At 48.4% G+C, this 24,981-nt stretch carries 14 protein-coding genes and 4 pseudogenes; 12 read left to right on the top strand and 6 right to left on the bottom strand.

The window, feature by feature from the left end; translation table 11 throughout:
* Positions 1–133: 133 nt before the first annotated feature.
* Positions 134–5,899, top strand: coding sequence for a translocation/assembly module TamB domain-containing protein (locus tag ACLGGO_RS05480; protein WP_446418532.1), 5,766 nt, complete (start codon positions 134–136; stop codon positions 5,897–5,899).
* Between the two features lie 522 nt (positions 5,900–6,421).
* Here ACLGGO_RS05480 and ACLGGO_RS05475 read toward each other — a convergent pair.
* The 4 genes and pseudogenes from ACLGGO_RS05475 to ACLGGO_RS05460 form a co-directional block, all read right to left on the bottom strand.
* On the bottom strand, positions 6,422–6,622 hold the full coding sequence (locus ACLGGO_RS05475) for a hypothetical protein (RefSeq protein WP_446336071.1): 201 nt from the start codon (positions 6,620–6,622) through the stop codon (positions 6,422–6,424).
* 188 nt (positions 6,623–6,810) lie between these two features.
* A pseudogene (locus tag ACLGGO_RS05470) lies at positions 6,811–7,332 on the bottom strand (sensor histidine kinase KdpD); the annotation flags it as partial.
* Positions 7,247–8,089 carry a P-type ATPase gene (locus tag ACLGGO_RS05465; RefSeq protein WP_446418571.1) on the bottom strand — a complete coding sequence of 281 codons (843 nt, stop codon included), beginning with the start codon at positions 8,087–8,089 and terminating at the stop codon, positions 7,247–7,249. The gene ACLGGO_RS05465 and the pseudogene ACLGGO_RS05470, both read right to left, overlap by 86 nt.
* A pseudogene (locus tag ACLGGO_RS05460) lies at positions 8,072–8,587 on the bottom strand (potassium-transporting ATPase subunit KdpA); the annotation flags it as partial. The gene ACLGGO_RS05465 and the pseudogene ACLGGO_RS05460, both read right to left, overlap by 18 nt.
* Before the next feature lies 1 nt (position 8,588).
* On the opposite strand from ACLGGO_RS05460, the pseudogene ACLGGO_RS05455 reads away from it, so the two are divergent.
* The 3 genes and pseudogenes from ACLGGO_RS05455 to ACLGGO_RS05445 all read left to right on the top strand — a co-directional run.
* Positions 8,589–8,783 (top strand): annotated as a pseudogene (locus tag ACLGGO_RS05455) (sensor histidine kinase); the annotation flags it as partial.
* A gap of 168 nt (positions 8,784–8,951) precedes the next feature.
* A complete protein-coding gene (locus ACLGGO_RS05450) occupies positions 8,952–9,671 on the top strand; it encodes a Uma2 family endonuclease (protein WP_446418531.1) in 720 nt (239 codons plus the stop codon).
* 15 nt (positions 9,672–9,686) lie between these two features.
* Positions 9,687–9,770: pseudogene (locus ACLGGO_RS05445) on the top strand (DNA-binding response regulator); the annotation flags it as partial.
* A gap of 55 nt (positions 9,771–9,825) precedes the next feature.
* Here the strand turns inward: ACLGGO_RS05445 and ACLGGO_RS05440 are convergent.
* On the bottom strand, positions 9,826–14,532 hold the full coding sequence (locus ACLGGO_RS05440; protein ID WP_446418570.1) for a glutamate synthase-related protein: 4,707 nt from the start codon (positions 14,530–14,532) through the stop codon (positions 9,826–9,828).
* 1,060 nt (positions 14,533–15,592) lie between these two features.
* Here ACLGGO_RS05440 and ACLGGO_RS05435 point away from each other — a divergent pair.
* Positions 15,593–15,766, top strand: a complete 174-nt coding sequence (locus ACLGGO_RS05435) for a hypothetical protein (RefSeq protein WP_446418530.1) — start codon at positions 15,593–15,595, stop codon at positions 15,764–15,766.
* A gap of 17 nt (positions 15,767–15,783) precedes the next feature.
* Here ACLGGO_RS05435 and ACLGGO_RS05430 read toward each other — a convergent pair whose 3' ends face one another.
* Positions 15,784–16,380, bottom strand: a complete 597-nt coding sequence (locus ACLGGO_RS05430; RefSeq protein WP_446418569.1) for a Uma2 family endonuclease — start codon at positions 16,378–16,380, stop codon at positions 15,784–15,786.
* Between the two features lie 388 nt (positions 16,381–16,768).
* Between ACLGGO_RS05430 and ACLGGO_RS05425 the strand changes: the two genes are divergently transcribed.
* The 7 genes from ACLGGO_RS05425 to tuf all read left to right on the top strand — a co-directional run bounded on the left by ACLGGO_RS05425 (position 16,769) and on the right by tuf (position 24,952).
* Complete coding sequence (locus ACLGGO_RS05425) at positions 16,769–18,760, top strand: phosphodiester glycosidase family protein (RefSeq protein ID WP_446418529.1); 1,992 nt, start codon at positions 16,769–16,771, stop codon at positions 18,758–18,760.
* A gap of 334 nt (positions 18,761–19,094) precedes the next feature.
* Positions 19,095–19,520: a phosphomannose isomerase type II C-terminal cupin domain gene (locus ACLGGO_RS05420; protein ID WP_446336048.1), complete on the top strand. Its 426-nt coding sequence runs from the start codon at positions 19,095–19,097 to the stop codon at positions 19,518–19,520.
* A 190-nt stretch (positions 19,521–19,710) separates the two neighbouring features.
* Positions 19,711–20,040, top strand: a complete 330-nt coding sequence (locus tag ACLGGO_RS05415; protein WP_446336047.1) for a HesB/IscA family protein — start codon at positions 19,711–19,713, stop codon at positions 20,038–20,040.
* Between the two features lie 309 nt (positions 20,041–20,349).
* Complete coding sequence (gene rpsL, locus ACLGGO_RS05410) at positions 20,350–20,730, top strand: 30S ribosomal protein S12 (protein ID WP_446336046.1); 381 nt, start codon at positions 20,350–20,352, stop codon at positions 20,728–20,730.
* A 215-nt stretch (positions 20,731–20,945) separates the two neighbouring features.
* Positions 20,946–21,416 carry a 30S ribosomal protein S7 gene (rpsG, locus tag ACLGGO_RS05405; RefSeq protein ID WP_446336045.1) on the top strand — a complete coding sequence of 157 codons (471 nt, stop codon included), beginning with the start codon at positions 20,946–20,948 and terminating at the stop codon, positions 21,414–21,416.
* A 207-nt stretch (positions 21,417–21,623) separates the two neighbouring features.
* The gene (gene fusA / locus ACLGGO_RS05400) at positions 21,624–23,699 is read left to right on the top strand and encodes an elongation factor G (RefSeq protein WP_446418528.1); all 2,076 of its coding nucleotides are present in this window, start codon (positions 21,624–21,626) and stop codon (positions 23,697–23,699) included.
* A 23-nt stretch (positions 23,700–23,722) separates the two neighbouring features.
* Positions 23,723–24,952 carry an elongation factor Tu gene (gene tuf, locus ACLGGO_RS05395; protein WP_446336043.1) on the top strand — a complete coding sequence of 410 codons (1,230 nt, stop codon included), beginning with the start codon at positions 23,723–23,725 and terminating at the stop codon, positions 24,950–24,952.
* Positions 24,953–24,981: the final 29 nt, after the last annotated feature.

Here is a 24,981-nt window from a genome sequence, read left to right as displayed (position 1 = left end):
TGGGGGAATTGGCTTATTGTAGTATCGGTCTATAGTAAAAGACTATGCCTTATTGAAATTAGCCATAGCTATCGCACCCACAAAAGAAACGCAACCGCAAGAGAGCATCTATTGCTCGGTGTGAACAACGATCATGACAAATTCACCCCCTCCCAGCAACGAACCTGACTCCAATTCCAACCCACAACCTGAATCTCCACCCCCTAGACAATCGCGACGCCGACGTTGGTTAATTGGGATCAGTATCATCCTACTGGTGGGAATCGCTGGGGGTACGGTTGGGGCGTGGTATTTTATCCAACGGATGTTGGCACCCCTGGTGGCGAGAAACCTTACCCAACTCCTGCAACGTCCCGTAGAAATCGGAGACGTGGAACGCTTTTCCCTGAATAGTTTGCGGTTTGATAGCGCCGCCTTACCCCCTACGGATACCGAACCCGATCGCGCCTCGATTGAAGCGGTGGAAGTTCAGTATGATTTAATACCCCTTATACTCGACCGTCGGTTAGAATTAGAGGTTACCCTAATTGAACCCGATGTCTATATCGAACAAGCCGTCGATGGGTCTTGGATGCCCTTGGAACTCCAAGAAGGAGACCCCGGTCCAATTAAAGCAGAATTACAACAGTTAAGGGTGCGGAATGCCGAGGTGGTGCTTGTTCCCAGATCCCCGGAAGGCAAACCCCAATCCCCTGTCGCGATCGCGATTCCCCAGGGGAGTAGTCAATTCCTACAGGACAATGAAATTATTCGCTTCGATGTCCAAGGGAAAATCGCCAGTGGCGGCACCTTTAATCTGCAAGGGGAACACCTCTTCCCCACTAGCACCACCCACCTACAAGTTAATGGGGAAAATGTCAACGCTAGCACCCTAAATCGCCTGATTCCCCTACCCCTAGACGTGAGTGCCGGTAACGTTGGCGGGGACTTAGAACTCACGATTAAACCCGAACAACTCCGGTTTCTGGGAAATGCTACCCTCAACAACGTAACCGCCAAAGTCCCCCAACTCCCCCAACCCTTTATCAATACCAATGGGCGATTACGCTTCAAAGAGACAACCATTGGCTTAGAAGACGTAACCACAAAATTCGGGCAAATTCCCGCCACTGCCAACGGTACTGTGGATCTAGAGACGGGATTTAATCTCACTGCCCAAACCCAAGCCGTACAGATCAAGCCCGTTTTGCAAACCTTTGCGATCAAAGATACGCCCGTTCCCCTGTCCGGAGAAGTCAAAGCCGCCCTGCTAGTCACTGGACCTTTGACCCAACCTGTGGTTAAAGGAGAAGCCGTCACCACGAAACCAACTCAGATTGATCGGGTTACCTTCAGCACAATCCGTACCGATTTTACCCTAACCACACCCGCCCAACCCGAAGATCCGAGCCGCCTCGCTATTCGCAACCTGCAAGCCCAACCCATCATCGGCGGCAAAATTACTGGAGGGGGCATGATTGAACTGGGGGAAGAGGGGGGTTTACAACTTACCCTAGAAGCCAGTAATGTCCCCGTCACCCCATTGGCTAAAACCTACAACACCACCCTACCCATTCCCGTCGGTGATCTCTCCGGAACCGCCAAAATATTTGGTCCGTTGGATAATCCTCAAAACATCCGCGCCACCGGAACCGCAACAGTCCAAGCCGCTGGGGGTACAGTAACCGCCACGAATCTACAAGTTCTGGATAATCGTCTCACCGCCTTAGTCCAAGCCCAAGGGGTGCAACTGTCCCAACTCGCTGATGTCCCGCCGCAATTTCAGGGGACAGTAGCGGGTCAGTTTACCCTATCAACCCCCTTGGACGAGTTTGCCCTATCCCAGATTCGCGCCCAGGGTAGCGGACGCCTGAATGTGGCGGGGGGAACGATTGGAGTGGAGAATATTCAACTGTCTCAAGGTCGCTGGCGGGCTAATGTTGATGCCAATGGGGTGCAGTTGGGAGAGTTAGCCCCGCAAATTCCGGAAGCCCTGCAAGAACCAATCAACGCGACGTTTGCCCTTTCTGGTTCTCTGGCAGATCCTTCGGTTTCCGCGATTACTGGACTCGGTGAAGTGACGCTGACGGCGGCTGGGGGACAGATTAATTTAGAGGAGGTGACTCTAAAAAATGGTCGCTGGCAAGCCAGGATAGACGCGAATCAGATTCAGTTGGCACAGTTGGTGCCTCAATTACCCCCTCAACTCCAGTCTCCCTTCAGTGGTACGTTCTTGGTGTCTGGGTCAATGGAAGAGTTTTCACCATCGACGATTAATGTAGCTGGTGAGGGACAGCTAAATGTGGGTGGGGGAACCGTTCAGGTGTCGAATGTGGATGTAAATGCCGGTCGCTGGCAAGCTACGGTGGCGGCGAATCGTGTGCGACTGGCTAGGGTAGTGCCGGATTTACCGCCGCAATTGTCGGGAAATTTAACCGGAATCATGAATCTTTCTGGGAGTGTGGAGCAGGTGGCGCTGGAAACGATTCGGGGAGATGGGAATGCTTTAATTGACCTGGCAGGGGGTGTTGTCAGGGCAAGGGATATTAATCTCGCCGCCGGACGCTGGCAGGCAGATGTACAGGCGGCGGGGCTGGAGTTGGACAGGTTAGTGCCGGATTTACCGCCGCAATTGGCTGGGGCGTTTAGTGGGAATTTTGATCTATCGGGGTCTGTTGAGAAGGTGGCACTGGATCAGATTCGAGCCCAAGGTCAGGGTAGATTAGCCGTGGCGGGGGGTACGGTGAGGGCAACGGGGGTGCAGTTAAGGGATGGGACGCTACAAGGGAGACTGGCGCCGGAAGGGATTGAATTGGCACGGTTTGGGGAACAGTTATCGGGAACTGTCAGCGGAAATGTAGATGTATCAACCAGTCTGGAGACATTGACCCCGGAAGCGATCGCGCGATCGCTAACGGCTGCGGGTCAACTGCAATTTAGTCAAGGACTTGCTCTGATTGACCGTCCCCTAAGTACCACATTTCGCTGGACAGGTCAAGGGATAGACCTGCAACAGTTAACCGCTGAGGGACTGTCTGCCAGTGGTTTTATTGGGGTGAATCCCGCCCAGTTGGATCACTTAATTGGGGCGATAGGAAATTTTAACCTGGATGTGGCAGCAAATAATTTGGATTTAGCCGAACTCTCGGCGTATTTACCCCCAGCCGCAGCGGATGTGAATGTGGCGGGATTGGCGGATTTTACGGGTACTATCGCGGGGAATCTGACGAATCCGCTTGTTCAGGGGAATGTCGAACTTGAGAATTTTGCTGTTAGTGGTTTGGCATTTGAAGAGGAACTCGCAGGTCCTGTGACGGTGATACCCGGAGAAGGCGTAGAACTCAATCTGCAAGGTGAGACCGATCAGATTGAATTAGCCCTAGGATCAGATTATCTCCCCGTATCCTTTAATATTCGTCGGGGGGACGCGATCGCTACCGGGACACGCCAGGGTGATGTGCTACGGGTGAATGCCGAAAGTATTCCCATCGCCTTGATTAAAGATATCGCCCCGGTTCCTGTCGCCCTGCAGACTCAACCCTTGGTGGGTGACATTTCCGGGGAACTGGCGATCAATTTGAATACCTTTGATGTGGCTTTAGACCAAGTAGAATTAGCAGGTCCAATTTTTGGCAGTCGTTTGCCAGGGGAAGCGGCACCAGGGGAAAATCTGTATAGCCTATCGGGTCGAATTACCCAAACGCCCACGGGACCTCAATTTCAAGGGACGCTGGATATTGAACAGGGACAACTGGAAACCTTGGTGGCGGGCTTACAGTTAATCGACCTGACCACAACACCACCCACCACCCCCACCGCACCCTTGGATATCGCCCAAGTGGGAATGCCCCAAGCCAAACTGCAAACCCAACTGCGCCGTCTTGCGGAAATTGAAACCCTGCTGCGACAGCAGCAACAGGCGGAGGAAGAAGCGGAGATTCTGCCTGATTTAGACGAGTTAGATGGCACATTTAGTGGTGAGGTACGAATTAGTGGCTCGTTGGCAACAGGAATTAATGCCAAATTTGACCTCCAGGGACAAGACTGGGAATGGGGTGATTATGAGGTTAACCAGGCAACGCTTCAAGGCAGCTTCCAAGAGGGAGTACTGACTCTGCTGCCGATAACCTTACAATCGGGAGAGAGTTTTGCCACATTTTCTGGGACTATCGGTGGAGAGACGCAATCGGGTCAGTTACGTCTCGAAAATTTCCCCATCGCCCTAATCCGAGACGTGGTGGATTTACCGCCTGCGATCGGTCCTATTAGTGGGAGTCTGGACGCTACAGCCACCCTTTCGGGGAATTTAGCGAATCCCCAAGCCAGAGGAGCAGTGACGGTAACCGATGCGACGCTGAATCAAGAAGCTATTGAAACCTTGCAGGGGAGTTTCAGTTACAGTGATGCCCGGTTGCGGTTCTTAGCCGAAAGTATACCCACAGACGAGGGTGAACCTCAATTGGTGGTTCAGGGGAGTATCCCTTACCAGTTACCCTTAAGAGAAGCCGTCGCCCCAGAGAGTGAGGAACTTCGCCTGAGTGTGAATGTGGAAGACGAGGGGCTAGCTTTATTGAATATCCTCACCCGCCAGCAAGTTGTCTGGAGAGGGGGAACCGGAAGCGTTAATTTGGATATTCAAGGCAACTTTAACCAAGAACAAGGGCGTCCCACAGGAGTGAGGGCAGCAGGAGTTGCCATCGTGGAAGGGGCAACAATCGCCTCGCAAGCCTTACCCGAACCCCTGACTGATGTGACAGGGGAAATTGAGTTCAACTTTGACCAGGTTGATGTGAATGGCTTGACGGCGAACTATGGTGGCGGTCAAATTACCGCAGCAGGAACCCTACCCATCTCTGAACCTATCCCTCAACCCAATCCACTCACGGTAAATATTGGGGAACTGGCAATTAACCTGAAAGCCTTATATCGAGGTCAGATCCAACAAAGTCAGGTGGTGCTAACTGGGACAGCGTTGAATCCCACAATTGGTGGTGAAATTAACTTAGTTGATGGTACTGTACCACTACCTGAGCAAGATGGCGGTGCGGTAACTGGTGTAGGAACTGGGGGTGACACGGAGGAGGGTATTGTTTTCGAGTTTAATGACTTAAAAATTACCCTGGTGGAAGATATTCAGATTAGAAAGGCGCCAATTTTGAATTTCCTTGCCCAAGGGACACTAACGCTGAATGGGACTTTAGATGATTTGAGACCCGACGGCGTGATTCGCCTGCGGCGGGGTCAGGTGAATTTATTTACGACTCAATTCCGGTTGGCGCGGGGGTATGAACAGACGGCTACATTTATTCCCAGTCAAGGACTTAATCCCTTTTTAGATGTACGGTTAGTTGCATCAGTGGCGGAAGCCACCCAACGGCGACTCCCCACTACCGCCCAGACGGCGGAAATTGCGGATGTGCCGGAGTTTGAGTTGGGTACGGTGCAAACAGTTCGGGTTGTCGCCCAGGTGGAAGGACCGGCGTCTCGACTGGAGGATCAGTTGGAATTGACGAGTACACCGGCACGCAGCGAAGCCGAAATTGTGGCGCTGTTGGGTGGGGGTTTTGTGGATACTTTAGGGCGAGGGGATAGTACGTTGGGGTTGGCGAATCTGGCGGGTTCAGCGGTGTTGGGACCGGTGGGTAATTTTATTGCGGATACGTTACCGTTGAGTGAGTTTCGTCTGTTTCCGACGATTATTCCCGATGATGAACAGCGGAGTTCGAGTTTAGGGTTTGCGGCTGAGGCGGGGATTGATATCACGCAAAGTTTCTCGGTTTCGGTGTTGAAGGAGTTAACCACTGGGGAACCGTTCCAGTACAACCTGCGCTATCGAGTGAATGATGATGTGCTGTTGCGGGGGGGGACTGATTTTTCGGAAGATAGTTGGGCGATTATTGAATATCGGCGGCGATTTTAGCTCATTTGGCAAGAAGCCTCACCTACCCGATCGGGAGGCGTGAGATGAATTGCCAGTCTCTCGAAACTTGTTTTGATTTTTTCTGACAACAAGTTCGGCAGCAATTATTTCGGAGTGATGATTTGCTCGTCTCCTCCATCTTCCCTGAGTTACAACTCACCGCTCAACAAATCTTCAACAGCAGCACATCCGGGAATGTGAGTGCCTAAATCCGCTCTAAGGTTCCTTTGCCTGTCGCGTCAGAAGTGCTATTCTTCTAAGCCTTTGAACGTTTTTCTCTGCACCTACCAACAGAACGGAAGTGACTTTCTCTCTACAGTTCTCTATACAGGCGCACACATTTTCCCACTCTACAAGTATACCAGAAAAAAGGCGCGATCGCATCTCTTGTGGGATCATGTCAGTTCTGCACAAAATTCTTGTAGGTTGGTTAGAGCGTAAGCGTTACCCAACAGCCTAACGATGGCGACAAAGATGACATGCTCTCATGCCCACCCGACGATTCTATTCCACTTTGTTTGATTAGGCGACTGCCTCGTATGACTGGGATTGAGCCTCAACTTGTCGGAGAATCTCCATGGCTTCTGGTAGAGTCTCACAAGTATAATTCGCTTTAAACTGAAAGGGTCGAACCCGAGAGTCACTCAGCACAGCAGGTTCCCAGATACACAGTTTGATCGGCTTGTTGGGATTGTTCGTGGCACTAATGGAGTATTGAACCATGGCAGTGCTTTGTTCTACAAAAGGTCGATGGTATCGCAGTACAGATTAAGGAGATATTTTTCTCTCCATACTAAAATTATGAGCGAAAACGAGACTTGATTGTTCCCTCTGGCTGAAGATTTGCCAGGAAAAACAGCAAAGGACTGCTGAATAAGTGCAAGCGGTGGGGGTAGGGAACTCCAATTAGTCTAGGTGGCAATGAGGTGCAAGTCAACATCCTTGAGATACCGCAGCAACTGCTTCACAGGAGAACCTCGTAACGCTAACTGCCATCGGGATTTATGAGTTTGTCCCACCACGACTTGAGTAATGTGGTAGTTATGTGCTACTTTCGCGATCGCCTTGGGAATATTGGTGCTGGTGACGTGTAAAAATTCACCCCCAAATTCCTGACAAAAATGCTCACACATTTCTATATAGAGGCTTTCATCTTTGGTGAGAAACTGTTCAGGGTGAGCCACAAACAATCCATATAAACGCGCTCGCATGATAGTCGCTAACCGTGCCCCCCGTCGCAGCAGTTGAGCTGAATTAGGATAGGTTGACACACAAACTAACACCCGTTCGTGAACGCTGTAAAATTTGCCGGTGAGGGCAGACTTTTCAGCGACGGCTTCTAGGTTGTCAGCCACTTCCCGCAGTGCCAATTCTCGCAAGGCGAGTAAGTTTCGGCGTTGGAAGAAATTCTGTAGAGATTGTTCTATTTTTTGGGTCTTCCGTTGTTAATTTATTGTTTTTAGCTACATTAATAACATCACTATGAATAACTTGTTTGGTTACAGCATGAGCATATCTATGAGTGAAGTTCTTTTTGTATCCGACAAAATCTAAACTTTCACTAAATGGTTTTTTACAATAATCACACTTAAATCTTCGACGATTTAAGTAAAGCATTACTTCTCGGTTACATATAGGTAAATTCCTCACCAAATGCCTTTGGTTTTGATGAAGGCGATGGCTAGTATGACCACAGCGGGGGCATTTACCTGTTTTCTTTTGTACTTTAACCGATAAAATCAATGCTCCTTCTGTCTCTTGGATTTTTTCAACTAAGACTCCTGGTAAGTTGAGGAGCTTTGTCATTTCTCTTTTCACAATTAATAGTCTGGATTTTAGAGACACTATGTTAACAGTTTGACCCGGCTCTGCCGTTACCCGGATAATCAGTTCATCAGATAGAATCCGGGTTCCCCCTGTCACAGAACTTGCCACATCTGAACCGGGTTCCTTGAGAACCGGGGCGGATTCTCCAGTAATGGCGGATTCATCAACCGAAGCCACCCCTTCAATCACTTCCCCATCGGCGGGAATGATGTCACCGGCAATCACTTTAATGGTTTCACCTTTATGCAATTCAGTGGAACTCACCTCTACGGTGGTATTATCAGGCAAAAGTTTCCGGGCGACGGTATCGGATTGAGTGGAACGCAAGGAATCTGCCTGTGCCTTCCCCCGCCCTTCTGCCACGGCTTCGGCAATTGGTCCTAGGGCAAGTACGGGGAAGAAGGTGAGGGCGCCAAGGATGAGAATCACGCCAGCCGTTACACCGGTAAACAATCCCGTATCTGTCCGCAGCGTACCTGGTGTTTCGGGTACAGGCTGTTTCCGGTACATACTGTCGGCTAACAGCAATAGGGCAATAATGGGAATGTAGCGTCCTGCCAAAAGGCTAATGCTGGCTGTCAAATTCCACCACAACGTACCATCAGCTAATCCTTCAAATCCTGACCCGTTATTGGCGGCAGCAGAGGCATATTCGTAAATAACTTGGGAGATGCCGTGAAAGCCGGGATTCGTAATTCCGGCTAGGGTTTCTACCTCTGGCAAACCCACCGTATCAGCGAAGGAAATACTAATCGCACCAGGAATCAAAATCATAATCGGGTGAACTAGCAAAATCACACTCGCCAGAATAATTTCTCGCTTTTCAATCTTGCGTCCAAAGAGTTCAGGGGTTCGCCCCACGAACCCCCGCTTAAATCGTTCAGCAACCCTGCAAGCCACGCTGATAGCCTCTGTGCTAACGCTTTTAAATCTGGTGGTTCCCACTGTAGAATTAACCAATCCAGCAACAGTCGCCAATCGATTCATTGCGGTGATGGCATTAGTCGCGACAGGTTGGCTAAGCGATCGCAACCGCCGCTATGAAGAAGCGATCGCGCATGGCGGTACAATTTGGGCAGAGAACCGAAAACCAAAAGGAGCGCTGTTTGGGTTTCAACTGCCTGCTTATGTTAAAGACGAATGACGAATAATACCAAACTGTCTAAAATAAAGCGATCGCTTCTCAACTAGCAGCCTTAGACAGTCTTGAATGGAGAGTAGGGTTATGGTTTTTCGACTAGAGGATCAGACAAAAGAAGATGTCATTTACCCGGAAAGTGATGGTCAACCGATGGCAGACAATACCAAGCAATTTTGCTGGATTACGATCATCTACTACAATTTAGAGTGGCTCTTCGCTGATGATGCCAATGTGTTTGTTGCGGGGGATTTGTTATGGTATCCCGTTCAAGGAAATAATAAAATTCGTCAAGCCCCTGATTTGATGATTGTCTTTGGTGTTACCAAGGGCGATAGAGGTTCCTACCAGCAGTGGAATGAGGGGAATACCACGCCGCAGGTAGTGTTTGAAATTCTCTCTCCTGGTAATACCTTAACGGAAATGAATAAGAAGCAGGTCTTTTACGATCGCTATGGTGTTGAGGAATACTATCTGTATGATCCGGATAAAAATGATTTGAGTGGTTGGTTGCGTTCTGAGTCTCGTTTGGATGTAATTGACGAGATGAATAATTGGGTGAGTCCCCGACTGGGTATTCGCTTTGATTTGTCTGGGGAACAGTTGCAGCTTTATCGTCCTGATGGGAACCCATTTGCCAGTTATGTGGAGATTCAACGACGCCTAGAAAAGGCTCAACAACGAGTCCAAGACGCTGAACAACGGGCAGAAGCTGAACGACAACGAGCAGAAGCTGAACGACAACGGGCAGAAAGGTTGGCACAGCGGTTGAGAGAGTTGGGTATTGACCCGGAGCAAGTGGATTGAAGATTTGTGATTTTTCATGCCATTTTACAAAAATTAGACGTGCGCGATCGCACCCAAGCCGCTGTTCTGGCGATTCAAAAAGGATTAGTGAAAACGTAACGGTTCTAGCATTCGGGAACTGTAGAGACGTTGCATGCAACGTCTCTACGAGGTTTTATTGAACTGGACTTAACTCCCGTTGTGCCACCGCATCGGGATTGGCTTCTGGGGTATCTTCCTCCGAGGGTGGCACCACTTGCCAGAATTTCGGTAAGAAGTCCGACCAATTTGCCAGAATTGTCTTGGCTTTAGCACTTCCGGTGCGGTCAACATGGGCTTGAATCAGGGCTTTTAGCTGCTGTTCCCCAGCCGATGTGGTTACCCGTTGCATCTTCACAATTTCGGGGTTGACTTTTGCCGGGAATTGACCATTTTCATCCAAGAAGTAGGCTAAACCTCCAGTCATCCCCGCACCGACATTGCGCCCGACACGACCTAAAACCACAATCACACCACCTGTCATGTATTCACAGCAGTGATCGCCAGCGCCTTCAATCACGGCTTGACCTTTAGAATTGCGGACGCCGAATCGTTCACCCGCCCAGCCATTGGCAAATAAAGTACCGCCTGTGGCACCGTAGAGGCAGGTATTGCCCACAATCACGTTTTCTGCTGGGTTGTAGGTTGCATCAGTGGGAGGCGTGATAATAATTTCACCCCCATGCATCCCTTTACCCACATAATCATTGGCTTCCCCAACTAGGCGTAGGGTGATTCCAGGTAAATTAAAGGCACCAAAGCTTTGTCCGGCTGCGCCTTTGAAGTTGAGGGTAATTTGCCCTTCAAAGCCATTATTGCCGTATTTTTTCGCGATCGCGCCCGCTAGACGTGTCCCGACACTGCGATCGGTATTCAACACCGCTACGTCTTTGGTGATTGTACCTTGGTTGGCGATGCAGGCTTGAATCTCTGGATTAGCCAATAGCTGATCATCGAGAACCGATCCATTACTATGCACCGCCTCATGGTTGAGGAAGGAACGATCTGTGCGCGTATCGGGTAAATCAGTTAAGCATTTCACCGATACGGTGGACGTCTTAGTTAACGCCACATCCTCTCGTTGCTGCAATAAATCCGCCCGACCGATTACCTCGTCTAACTTACGATACCCTAACCGTGCCAGGAGCGATCGCACTTCTTCGGCAACAAAGTAGAAGAAGTTGACCACATGATCTGGTATCCCGATAAACCGCTTCCGCAAATGATCCTGCTGTGTCGCCACCCCAACCGGACAGTTATTCGTGTGACAAATTCGCGCCATGATACAGCCTTCAGCAATCATCGCCACAGAACCAAAGCCATATTCTTCCGCGCCCATTAACGCCGCCATGACTACATCCCAGCCGGTTTTGAAGCCGCCATCTGCCCGTAAAATCACGCGATCGCGCAATTGATTCCTCATCAGCGCTCGATGTACCTCAGTGACACCCAATTCCCAAGGAACACCCGCATGTTTAATCGAACTTAAGGGGGATGCGCCGGTTCCACCATCATGACCCGAAATTTGGATCACATCAGCATTTGCCTTAGCCACACCCGCTGCGATCGTACCAATGCCAATTTCTGCTACCAATTTTACCGACACCTTCGCCTCTGGATTAATTTGATGCAGGTCAAAAATCAGTTGGGCGAGGTCTTCAATCGAATAGATATCGTGGTGGGGGGGTGGTGAAATCAGCGGTACACCAGCTTTAGAGCGCCGCAGCATAGCAATATAAGGACTCACCTTTTTCCCTGGTAACTGTCCCCCTTCTCCGGGTTTCGCACCCTGAGCCATTTTAATTTCCAATTGTTTGCCACTCATCAGGTACTCTGGCGTTACACCAAAGCGCCCTGAGGCTACCTGTTTGGTCGCAGAACTCGCTGTATCCCCATTTCGCAGCCCTTTAAGATGAGGCAATGTGGGCGAATTTCCTTGATCATCCACATCATCCAGGATTTTAAACCGAACTGGGTCTTCCCCACCTTCACCGGAATTTGACTTCCCGCCAATCCGATTCATGGCAATTGCCAAGGTTTCATGTGCTTCCCGCGACAGGGAACCCAAGGACATCGCACCGGTACAGAAGCGCTGGACAATCTCAGCGACAGGTTCTACCTCCTCGATCGGGATGGGGGCGCGATCGCTCCTGAAGTCTAACAAATCCCGTAACGCCGTGACTGGGCGCTCTTTGAGGTATTTTTTATAGACCTCATAGTGGTCATAGGCTGTCTGTTCGTTGTCGGTTTTGCCGTTTGAGTTTTTGACCGAGGAACCTTGACCCTTAAAAGACGCCACGGCTTTATGCAGCGCCTTTGCCATCTCCGGGCTATTCATGTGATATTCCCCACCGGGACGATACTGGATAAAGCCAAAATTTTCCAGTTTCTTACCCGTCAAATCGGGGAACGCCCGTTGATGGAAAGCCATCACTTCCTGTGCCAATTCTGCCAAATTCAAACCACCCAAGCGGGAGGTTGTACCGCGAAAGGCTAAATCTAATACCTCTGCACCAATTCCTATGGCTTCAAAAATCTGCGCCCCTTGGTAAGACGACAGTAAAGAAATCCCCATTTTAGAGAGGATTTTCAATAAACCCGCTTCCACCGCCTTACGGTAATTTTTCTGTGCCTCTTCAATCGTTAAGGGCTCAATTTTACCCCGATCCATCAGTTTCTGCGTCTTGGGATTAGACCACCACTGACGCACAGATTCCAATGCCAAATAGGGATGAATTGCTGAAGCTCCATAACCAATTAAACAAGCAAAATGATGAGTACTCCAACATTGTGCCGTTTCCACAATTAGGGATGCTTTCATCCGCAACCCTTCGCGAATCAGATGATGGTGAACCGCCCCGACTGCTAATAACGGGGGAATATAACTGGTTGTTTCACCCACACCCCCGCCAATTTTATCGCTCAAAAGCAGGACTTTTGAGCCAGATTTCACGGCTTGATCAGCTTGGTCACACAATTGGTCAATGGCATTTTTTAGCCCATCCGGACTTGCGCTAATTTCAAATAAAGTTGAGAGTTCTGTGGTGGCAAATCCAGAGGTTTTTACCGCATTTAACTCCACTTCATTCAGCACAGGGGTTTTCAGTTTCAGCAGTTGGGCATACTCTGGTTTGGCATCTAGCAGATTACCCCGTTGACCCAGTTCTATACTCAAGGACATAACCAGGCTTTCCCGCAAGGGGTCAATCGGTGGATTGGTTACCTGGGCAAAGCGCTGTTTAAAATAGTCATAAAGCAAACGTGGCTTATCGGAGAGGATGGCTAAGGGAGTATCATCCCCCATACAAAACGTGGCTTCTTTCCCTTGAGTGGTCATCGGTTCCAGGATCATATCCAAATCCTCAGCCGTATAACCAAAGGCGGTTTGCTGCTGTAGTAACGTCTGGGCGTCTAGTTGGGGATTATCCGTAAAAGGTTGAGAGGATAAAACCTGACGATGCTGTTTTAGCCAGTCTCCGTAGGGTAAGCGTTGGGCAACTCGCTGTTTGATCTCCCAGTTTTTGAGAATTTCGTGGTTGGCTAAATCCACAGCAATCATCTGTCCAGGTCCTAGTCTACCCTTTTCCACGATTTCCGCTTCGGGTAAGTCTACGACTCCAGCTTCTGAGGCGACGACGACATAACCATTCCGAGTAATACTATAACGGGCAGGTCGCAGTCCATTGCGGTCTAGGGTTGCACCAACCACTTGACCATCACTAAAGACTAACAGCGCAGGACCATCCCAAGGTTCTTGAATGCCACTGTAGTATTCGTAAAAATCAACAATTTCTGGATGATCCTGCAAATCGGGTTGATTTTTGTAGGCTTCGGGAACCATGATCATCAAGGCTTCCAAAGGAGAGCGACGCGATCGCACGAGTAACTCAACTATATTATCTAGAGTAGCTGAGTCACTATTATCCGGATCAACGGTGGGCTTGAGATCTTCGATTTCATTCCCCCATACCGGATGCGATAAATCCGCCTCCCTTGCCTTCATCCAGTTAATATTACCCAGCAGGGTATTAATTTCACCATTATGTCCCAATAACCGCATCGGTTGCGCTAGGGGCCATTTGGGTAGAGTATTGGTACTAAAACGGCGATGATAAACAGCAAAGGGGCTTTGAAATTCAGGATGTTTTAAGTCCAGATAAAATTCACCCAGTACCGCCGAACGCACCATGCCTTTATAGACAATTGTGCGACTCGATAGGGAGCAAATATATAAATCATCGGACCAATGGAGGGTGCCATCCGCTTCTAAAGCATTGCCAATGCGACGGCGGGTTTTATAAAGGAGACGTTCCCGATCATCCCCAGGCTGATTGGGGCAGCTAACAATAATTTGCTCAATGTGCGGTTGATTGTCTAGGGCTTGGGGTCCAACAACCGACTCGTTTAGGGGAACGACACGCCAACCCAATACAGTAAAACCGTTTTGTTTAAAGACTCCGGCAACAATTTCCCGCACTTTAGTCGCCAATGTCCCATCTTGGGGTAAAAATACCATACCCACCGCCAACTGTTCTGTTGGTGGCATGGTGATTCCTTGTTCCTCAAACCAAGGGTTAAACAAACCCCAAGGAATAGCCGTCATTAAGCCAGCGCCGTCACCCGAATCTCGGTCAGCGCTACAGCCGCCGCGATGTTCTAAACAGGTTAAAGCAGAAAGTGCCTGTTCAATCAGTTCATGGCTAGCGACACCTGCGACTGAGGCGATAAAGCCAACGCCGCAAGCATCCCGTTCTTCAACTAACCATCGTTGTCCTGGATAGGCTACATCGTCTCGATTCCAAGATTGATGCTGTTGATTTAGGTTGATGCTCCTGTTTGTCATAATATAGTTCCTGGTGTTATTGGTCATTCGTTATTGGTCATTCGTCATTAGAGGTAAGGGGGGCAAGGGGTATAAACCTTGAAACCCTTGTCTTATCGTTAGTTGTTCTCGCCCACCTTACGGTAACTAGACATTGATTACCAATGCGGCAAAATCTCAGTTCTATCCAAGTCGGCTACGTCATCGCCAGTTCCATTGAAAAACTGAAAAATACAGAAATAATTGACGTTAATTCGCTCTCTAGTGATCATTGTGTGAGTCATCTCGTGTCCAGTTGGCGTGGTTGTCCTAATATTTTTATATATACGGTTGGCAGACGGAGTAGCATCAGCCACTAAACTGCAGACCCAGAAGGGTCAGCAACTTTGGTTCTAAAATGAAGCTCTTTCGATGGGGAGACTAATCTTATCGAAAATACTTGGCTATGGCAATCCCCAATGGCATGATTTAGGATATTAGCCAAGTGATCCAAATGGCTTAAAACAACAACCATCTAGATGGGTGGGGAACATCGGTATGACGTAAACCTTAGTCTAGCGTATTGCTTCCCATCCTAGCAGTTGAGACGTGCAGTTGAGGCGTAATCTTTGCGATTGGGGGTTCGAGTTTCGAGTTTTGACTTGCGATCGCGCCTGGGCTGCACTTATTACAGGTTTATAATAAGTAGGGTAGAGGTAATTTTTAGCATAGCACGCACGATGAACCCCCAACAGACGAAAAGATGATAATTGGGGATGTCAATACTAAGTAGGGCTTGCTGAATAAGTTCTTGTGGTGAAAAAGAGCGGGGGAGGAGGGGAATTCCTATTCTTCTCTCACGACAGTAGGAAATTCGGGAGCTTCATGGGTGCGATCGCGCAACTCGCTTCCAATTTTACCCAAAAAACAGTGGCTATATTTTCCTTTGACATTTTTGATTTAAATGGTACGAATTTAATGAAGATACTTAAATCATAACATTTTTCCCTGATTTAAGGACATTGATCAATTGATCAATGTAGAGTAATTCATCCACTCTCGGGGAAGCCTGTTACCAAGAAATTTAGCCCAGCAAAAGGTAATGTATCTCTATGCGATCGGGCTTGGGTTCTGTTTAAACCTGTTGTGCTTGCCCGCTTCATGGTCTCACGCGATCGCTAAAATCCTGCAACACTTTCCTGTAGCCGATGCGACTGATTCAACCTGTGCGATCGCGAATTATATAGCTACAGGCGCACACATTTTCCCACGATAACAATATACCATAAAACCTTAATTTTGCAGCGCCTTTTGAAATGTTTTAATAGCATCTACATGATTCACCATATTGATGCAACGTAATAACAAATCTAGATCAATCCCTTTCACTTCCTCACTACTCTTAATCTGTTCATAGTCAAGTGTCTTCCCCTCTCCTCGCAGGTGATAAAGCTCCAACACCCCATCTTCCCAAAACCACACTTCCTTGATCTTCAGCCGCTTATAGATCTCCAACTTGTTGATACCGCCACTGGTAAACACCACCTCAATCGCCAGATCGGGATGAGTTCGACCAGGAGCCAGTTTATAGGATTTATCGGCTTCTCGCTTGACGGCGACTCCTTCACTTTCCAACGTCATCGAGCCAGTTGGAGTAAAATCAAATCCTGCCATCAACAGATAAAGCTCCAACAATGCACCAATTCTTTCCTTAACAGTTTCATGAGGTTCTCCAGGCATTCGTCGTATCTCCAAAACTCCATCTAAAAAAGAAAGTCGATATCCTGGGCGGTCTAACAATTGCTCAACGGCTTTGAACTCTCTCCAGGTCATTCCCTCAAACAAAAGGGGGGATTCCTTTTTGGGTGTTGCGATCGTGGCTAAAGTCATTTGAGTCTCCCGTTTTTTTCGATTATAAATCAACTCAAAACTGGACAGGTCTGCCATCTACCCTTTATTTGAACTGACTATTTTAACTTACAAGCAAATTCCCAGGGAACCTTTGAGCCGAGATGGCTGTCAACAGCAAAACAGATTATGTAGAATTTAGCTTTAATTATCGAACTAATTTTCATAATATACATACAATACAGGAATTAGTTTATCTGTACGTTTAAACGTCAATTCATTTCACGCCAAAGCCAAGATTATGACCAAGGGATTCTCACGGAATAAAGCCAAAATTGTGATAGGACTCTTAGCAATTTGCACTTCATGCCTAGGTTTAACCGCTAAACGTGTTAGTTGTGCGGAATCCCTAGTAATAGAGAGTCTAACCATGGGGGAAATTCTGCAACGTTTAGTCGTTCAGTCAACCCTTGAACTCGATCGCGAATGGGTAGAAGCTGAAGCCGTGACTCCCTCAGCTTCTCCCTCACCTCAGACGCAAACTTTCGCTCAAACCCCGACTCAAGTCGTTGGCGGGGGGACAAAACTCTCCTTAAATGGTCGTATCGTACCCCTTGCCTGGAAACAGTGGCAAGTTGGGGGAGTCATACGCACGGGTATCACTGATGTGGGAATCCAACAACTCTTCGGACTGGAATTGTTGAGTACCCGCAATTGGACGCGACAACCTGTGCAGTGGTTCTCTAATCCCCTGAGTACGCCTCTGGTTCTGGTGGCTCACCATCGTGATGCTTATCGCTATTTAGATATTACAGAGTTTGCCCAACAGGTGGGATGGCAATTTCAAGCCCAAGGAGATACATTAGCGCTAACGTCTGCACCCGCACGATTAGACAGTATCCGGGAAGAGGCACACCCGTGGGGGTTTAGGATGATTCTTGATTTAGATCATCCCACACCTTGGCAAGTGAGCAGAAGCCCCGGTGAAGGGGTGATTATATTAGAAGCGATCGCGAATCCGTCTGTAATTGAACAGTTTACCCCGCCTCCGCCTGTGGAAAATGAGGAAGATGAGGGAAATCACTCAACACTCAAAACTCAAAACTCAAAACTTAGTCAGGGCGGGTTTAGTCACATCCGGGTGAAGCAAGAAATGATAGTAGTAAAACCCGCCCCTACACACTCAACACTTAAAACGTCCCCAATTGAGGGGGATGAGAAAAACAATGCAGCGCCGGAGAATCAACCGATTATCCGCGTTGAAACGAATCAAACCCAAACCACTATCGGCGTTTCGATTCCAGATGGTCTACGGTTACACGTCTTTAGCTTACCTAATCCCAATCGCTTAGTCATCGAACTTCGACCGGATGCCATGGTGGAAAAAGATATTCTGTGGGCGCCGGGTATCTGGTGGCGTCAGCGGACTGTGACCCTGGGTGATACTCGATTTCCTTTAGTGTGGCTAGAGGTTGATCCCAAAAATCCCCAAGTCAACCTGAAGCCGATTTGGAGTAATCCCACAACTCAAATGGGAACCGCCCCCCTGATCCAAACCGCCCAGTTGTGGCAAGCCTCAGCCGCCATCAATGGTGGCTTTTTTAACCGCAATAATCAACTGCCCTTAGGTGCCATCCGCCGCGATGGACGCTGGTATTCTGGACCCATTCTCAACCGAGGTGCGATCGCGTGGACGGATCAGCATCAATTCAAATTTGGACGTCTCAGCCTTCAGGAAACCTTAATCACCGCCAAGGGAGAACGTTTTCCGATTCTGTTCTTGAATAGCGCTTATGTGCAAGCCGGGAGATCTCGCTATACTCCAGAATGGGGCGCAATCTACACCCCGTTAACCGATAATGAAGTGATCTCGGTTGTGCAAAATAACCAGATTACGGCTCAATTACCGGGAGGTTTAGCGGGTAAGGAGTCGTTTACTATTCCAGTTAATGGCTATCTTCTCATAGACAGAGGCAGTGATCCAAAAGTTGCGGTAAGTACTCTCACGATTGGCACACAAGTTCAGATTGAACAGAAAACCGTGCCGATTGAGTTTAATAATTATCCTCATATCCTCGGTGCTGGTCCGTTGTTACTGCAAAATCGCCAAATTGTGCTAGATGCCCAAGCTGAAAAGTTTAGTGATGCCTTTGCTCAACAAGCAGCTATTCGGAGTGCGATCGGGATCACGGCAAATGGCACACTAATTATTGCCGCCATGCACAATCGCCTCGGTGGTAGAGGTCCCAACTTAACCGAAACAGCACAGTTGATGCAGCAACTCGGAGCCGTTGATGCACTGAATCTCGATGGTGGAAGTTCCACTGGACTGTATTTAGGGGGTCATCTTCTGGATCGTTCTCCTTACACAGCCGCCCGGGTTCACAATGCTTTGGGACTCTTTCGACCCAATTTCCCCTAAGTAGGTTGCTGGAAATCAACTGAACCCTGTTAAGTTATGTAAAAATTTCTCAAATCCTTACAAATGACGAACACTAAGCTAGCTCTAACCTTTAACATCTTCTTCTTTATCTGCCCGAGCTTTTATCTAAAGTTTCGATAAAGCTCAAGTCTCTCAATGTGAAGACTTTCTACAATTTGACGTATCTATCCCCTAATGGGTGCAAAATCTAAGATGAATTTGCTAATCTTAACTGTAGTTGGCTTTTGTGTTGTTGATAACCGGGCAATAGCTAAATACCCGATTTAACCTTTTGATCACAATTAATACCGTAACTATTTTCAGGAGAAATACTATGGTTCAGCAAGCAGTTCCTCAAGATTCGGCGATTACCCTGCCCAGATCGTTGACTGCCGAAGGCGCTGCCGCTACAGAACTAAGACCTTGGGGTTCATTTACTGTTCTGGAAGAGGGGCGAGGATACAAGATTAAGCGCATTGAGGTGAAGCCCGGTCATCGCCTCAGCCTGCAAATGCACTACCATCGTAGTGAACACTGGATTGTTGTCAGCGGCATGGCAAAGGTTATTTGCGGAGATAAGGAATTATTGATTCATCAAAATCAGTCCAGTTATGTGCCTCAAGGACATGCTCATCGCCTAGAAAATCCAGGTGTTATTCCGCTGGTATTAATAGAAGTGCAGAATGGCGAGTACCTTGGCGAAGATGACATTATTCGCTATGAAGATGACTATGCCCGCAACGAGTGTGACACAGAATAGGTGGGGTTGTCCGAAGTAGCTAGTACGGCTTCCAGGGAAGTCGAAGGTTAATATCGGTTTAGCTTGGTAAATTGGTGATTAATTACACTGTGCTGTACTAGCTTGACGCTAAATGAACTCCTCCCTAATACTAAGGGAGGAAATTTTTTTTGCCCCAAGTGACGACGATTTCTAAGCCAGGACAAAACCGATGATTACACTGAGTCAAGCGGCGACCAATGAAATAAGACGCCTCAAGACCAAGCGCCAGCAACAGCAAGCTCGATTACGCTTAGGCGCGAAGCCAGGGGGGTGTGCTGATTTATACTATACTCTGGAGTTTGATGATGCCGTCAGAGCGAGCGATCGCGTCTATGACACTCAAGGTATCACTGTGGTCGTGGATGAAGTGAGCATCAAGTATTTAACCAACCTAACCTTGGATTATTCAGAAGATCTCATGGGTGGTGGGTTTCGCTTTTATAACCCCAATGCCATTGAAACCTGTGGCTGCGGAAACTCGTTTCGAGTCAAGGCGTGATCTAACTTTTCACGGTATATGGCGCTACGTGAGTATGAATTGTGTAGGGGCGGGTTTCACCACTATCTTTTCGGTTGCAACCCGATTTAACTAAACCCGCCCAGACGCTTCAAAAGCGCGTCTCTACAATAGTTTCTAGACTTCCCGTGAAAAGTCAAGGCGTGATCAATGCTCCTAGGTGTAAGGAGTAGCAAATGACGAATGACCAAGGACAAAGGACAAAAACATTGACATTGTTGCCCAAAAGTCAGTACAATCAGAATTTGTCAATACGTTCAAACAATTAAGGAATTTTACGCGCCGTAACTCATGCCCACTATCCAGCAGCTCATTCGTAGCGAACGCGCCAAAATCAAGGCGAAAACCAAATCGCCTGCACTGAAACAATGTCCACAAAGGCGGGGTGTTTGCACCCGAGTCTACACGACAACCCCCAAAAAACCGAACTCAGCCCTGCGGAAAGTGGCAAGGGTACGCCTGACATCAGGTTTTGAAGTGACGGCGTATATTCCTGGAATTGGTCATAACCTTCAAGAACACTCGGTCGTGATGATTAGAGGAGGACGGGTTAAAGATTTACCCGGGGTTCGATATCATATTATTCGGGGAACCCTAGATACGGCAGGTGTGAAAGATCGCAAGCAGGGTCGTTCCAAGTACGGAACCAAGCGTCCTAAAGTAAGCAAATAGAGCTTTTTAAAGTCTGCCCACACCTGGTTCAACTTGCCCATAGCGGTTTAGGTTGGGTAAGCTGCCCTGGAAAATGGTAGATGATGTGGCTAGGTTTTTCTGGCTGGGTTTTTCTGGATTTTTCCAAGCAACCCTTAAACCTGGGGAAAAGAAAATCAATTCCCGGATAATTTGTTAAATTTGCCAACGGATTATGTATTTTGTAAAGGCTTACTATGTCTCGTCGTACAGTTGTTAAAAAGCGCCCTGTCCCCCCTGACCCGGTTTATAACAGCCGTTTGGTTAGTATGATCGTGCGCCGGATTATGCGTCATGGAAAAAAATCTCTGGCATCTGGAATTATCTATGACGCCTTCAAAATGATTGAAGAACGCACAGGTAACGAACCTCTAGAGGTATTTGAAAAAGCGATACGGAATGTCACCCCGTTAGTAGAAGTGAAAGCCCGTCGGGTTGGAGGGGCAACGTATCAAGTTCCCATGGAAGTCCGCTCAGAACGCGGAACAACATTAGCTATGCGCTGGCTGATTCAGTTTTCCCGAAGTCGCTCAGGGAAAAGTATGTCGAGTAAATTGGCAAATGAGCTGATGGATGCGGCAAATGAAACCGGGAATGCCATTCGTAAACGGGAAGAAACCCATCGGATGGCAGATGCGAATAAAGCGTTTGCCCATTATCGCTACTAACTCAGTTAGACCGATGAATGACAGCACTCGCGAAGGCTAAAGATTGATTCGGGGGGTTCCGTGAGGAATAACCAATAACCTAGCTGGCTGGCTTTTTGAGGAGCGAATAGGACAAAGGACAAACAACAAATCCCTAAAAAGTTAAACAAAGTATAGAATTGTAAAGAGATAGCAACGTGGAAACTTGCGGCGACGAAGGAGGTAGCTGTGGCACGTACCATCCCGCTTGAGAAAATACGCAATATCGGGATTGCAGCCCACATTGATGCGGGCAAGACAACAACAACCGAACGGATTCTGTTTTACTCAGGAATCGTTCATAAGATAGGCGAAGTCCATGAAGGGACAGCCGTGACCGACTGGATGGAGCAAGAGCGGGAACGGGGAATTACAATTACTGCTGCGGCCATCAGCACAAACTGGCTGGATCACCGGATTAACATCATTGATACACCGGGTCACGTAGACTTCACGATTGAAGTTGAGCGTTCGATGCGGGTTTTGGATGGTGTGATTGCTGTGTTCTGCTCAGTGGGAGGTGTCCAGCCCCAATCGGAAACTGTGTGGCGACAAGCGGATCGCTACCGGGTACCGAGGATTGCCTTTGTCAACAAGATGGATCGCACGGGTGCTAACTTCTTCAAAGTATACGAGCAACTCCGCGATCGCCTGCGTACCAATGCAGTTGCGATCCAAATTCCCATCGGCAGTGAAAATGATTTCCACGGTATTGTCGATCTTGTCCAAATGCGTGCCCGGATTTATAGCAATGACCTGGGTACGGATATGCAAGACACAGAAATTCCGGAAGATGTTCAAGAGCTAGCTCTTGAATACCGAGTCAAGCTCATCGAAGCCGTAGCCGAGACAGATGAAGCGCTTTTAGAAAAGTATCTGGCGGAAGAAGAACTCACCGAAGACGAAATTCGGTCTGCTTTGCGTAAAGGTACAATTGCGGGAACAATTGTCCCGGTGCTGTGTGGTTCAGCCTTCAAAAATAGAGGAGTACAACTACTCCTAGATGGAGTGGTGGACTATCTACCATCTCCCCCGGAAGTTCCGGCAATTCAGGGACTATTGCCCGATGGTACACCTGAAACCAGACCTGCAGACGATGAAGCTCCCCTAGCGGCGCTGGCATTTAAGATCATGTCAGACCCTTATGGTCGTTTAACCTTCATGCGGGTCTATTCGGGAGTTCTGCAAAAAGGCAGCTATATTCTCAACTCCACCAAAGATCAGAAGGAACGTATATCCCGTCTGATTATTTTGAAATCCAACGAACGGATTGAGGTCGATGAGCTACGGGCTGGCGATCTCGGTGCGGCGATTGGTCTCAAGCAAACGACAACGGGTGATACAATTTGTGGTGAAGAATCGCCAATTATTTTGGAATCGCTTTATATTCCAGAGCCGGTGATTTCGGTAGCCGTAGAACCCAAAACAAAACAGGATATGGAGAAGCTTTCCAAAGCCCTCCAAGCCTTATCGGAAGAAGATCCGACATTCCGGGTGAGTATCGATCAAGAAACCAATCAAACCGTGATAGCGGGAATGGGTGAACTCCACCTGGAAATTCTGGTGGATCGGATGCTGCGGGAGTTCAAAGTTGAAGCCAATGTGGGTGCCCCTCAGGTGGCTTACCGGGAAACAATTCGTAAATCCGTGCAAGCGGAAGGCAAGTTTATCCGTCAAAGTGGCGGTAAAGGCCAGTACGGTCATGTTGTCATTGAATTGGAGCCAGGTGAATCCGGTAGTGGGTTTGAATTTGTCTCCAAGATTGTTGGTGGTTCCGTACCGAAGGAATTTATTTCCCCGGCTGAGCAGGGTATGAAAGAAGCCTGCGAATCGGGTATCCTGGCTGGGTATCCTCTCATTGATGTCAAAGCCACATTAGTTGATGGCTCTTACCACGATGTTGATTCTTCGGAAATGGCATTCAAAATTGCCGGTTCAATGGCAATTCGACAAGCGGTGCTGAAGGCTTCACCCGTGCTACTAGAGCCTATGATGAAAGTGGAAGTTGAAGTGCCTGAAGACTTTCTCGGAGATGTCATGGGCGATCTCAACTCCCGCCGTGGTCAAATTGAAGGAATGGGTACCGAAGAAGGCATTGCTAAAGTTTCTGCTAAAGTTCCATTAGCCGAGATGTTTGGTTATGCTACGGATATCCGGTCTAAGACCCAAGGTCGAGGTATCTTCTCAATGGAGTTTAGCAACTACGATGAAGTGCCTCGTAACGTGGCTGAAGCTATCATTGCTAAGAGCAAAGGGAACGCATAACTAAGAAAAGGAAAACGTAATTCATGGCACGCGCAAAGTTTGAAAGGACTAAACCCCACGTCAACATTGGCACAATTGGTCACGTAGACCACGGCAAAACAACGCTGACGGCTGCCATTACCATGACTCTGGCTGCATCAGGTCAAGCAACCGCCAAGAAGTACGAAGAGATTGATGCGGCGCCAGAGGAAAAGGCGCGGGGGATTACCATTAACACGGCTCACGTTGAGTATGAAACGGCAAATCGCCACTATGCTCACGTTGATTGCCCGGGTCACGCCGATTATGTGAAAAACATGATCACGGGTGCGGCTCAAATGGATGGCGCCATCTTGGTGGTTTCAGCCGCTGACGGTCCAATGCCCCAAACTCGGGAACACATTCTCCTTGCCAAGCAGGTAGGCGTCCCCAACTTGGTGGTCTTTTTGAACAAGAAAGACATGGTGGATGACGAAGAACTACTGGAATTGGTGGAACTTGAAGTCCGCGAACTCCTCAGTGATTATGAATTCGATGGGGATAATATTCCCATCGTGGCAGGTTCGGCTTTAAAGGCACTCGACTCTCTCACAGCTAACCCAAGCCTTAAGAAGGGTGACGATGAGTGGGTTGATCAGATCTACGCGTTAATGGACGAGGTCGATGCTTACATTCCTACCCCAGAGCGGGATGTAGATAAGCCCTTCCTGATGGCAGTCGAAGACGTCTTCACCATTACCGGTCGGGGGACAGTAGCTACGGGTCGGATCGAGCGGGGTAAAGTCAAGATTGGTGACGAAGTTGAGTTAGTTGGACTCCGAGATACGGTCAAGAAAACCGTCACCGGCATTGAGATGTTTAAAAAGAGTCTCGATGAAGGGATGGCGGGTGACAATGCCGGAATTCTACTCCGAGGTGTTGAGAAGAAAGATATTGAGCGGGGAATGGTAATTGCCAAGCCCGGTTCGATCACTCCTCATACTCAGTTCGAGTCGGAAGTCTATGTACTCAAAAAAGAAGAAGGAGGTCGTCATACTCCATTCTTTTCCGGCTACCGCCCCCAGTTCTATGTTCGTACCACCGATGTGACGGGAACAATCAGTTCCTACACCGCTGATGATGGTAGCAATGTGGAAATGGTCATGCCGGGAGACCGAGTAAAAATGACCGTGGAGCTAATTAACCCGATCGCGATTGAACAAGGAATGCGCTTCGCCATTCGCGAAGGCGGTCGCACCATCGGTGCAGGTGTTGTCTCCAAGATCCTCAAGTAGCACTGTTCTGGCTCAAAAGAGTAGGAGCA

It is taken from the genome of Coleofasciculus sp., from assembly GCF_046565525.1.
GTDB lineage: Bacteria > Cyanobacteriota > Cyanobacteriia > Cyanobacteriales > Coleofasciculaceae > Coleofasciculus.
Note: the sequence above shows the minus strand (reverse complement) of the source record. Positions and strands in the feature narration are given on the sequence as shown.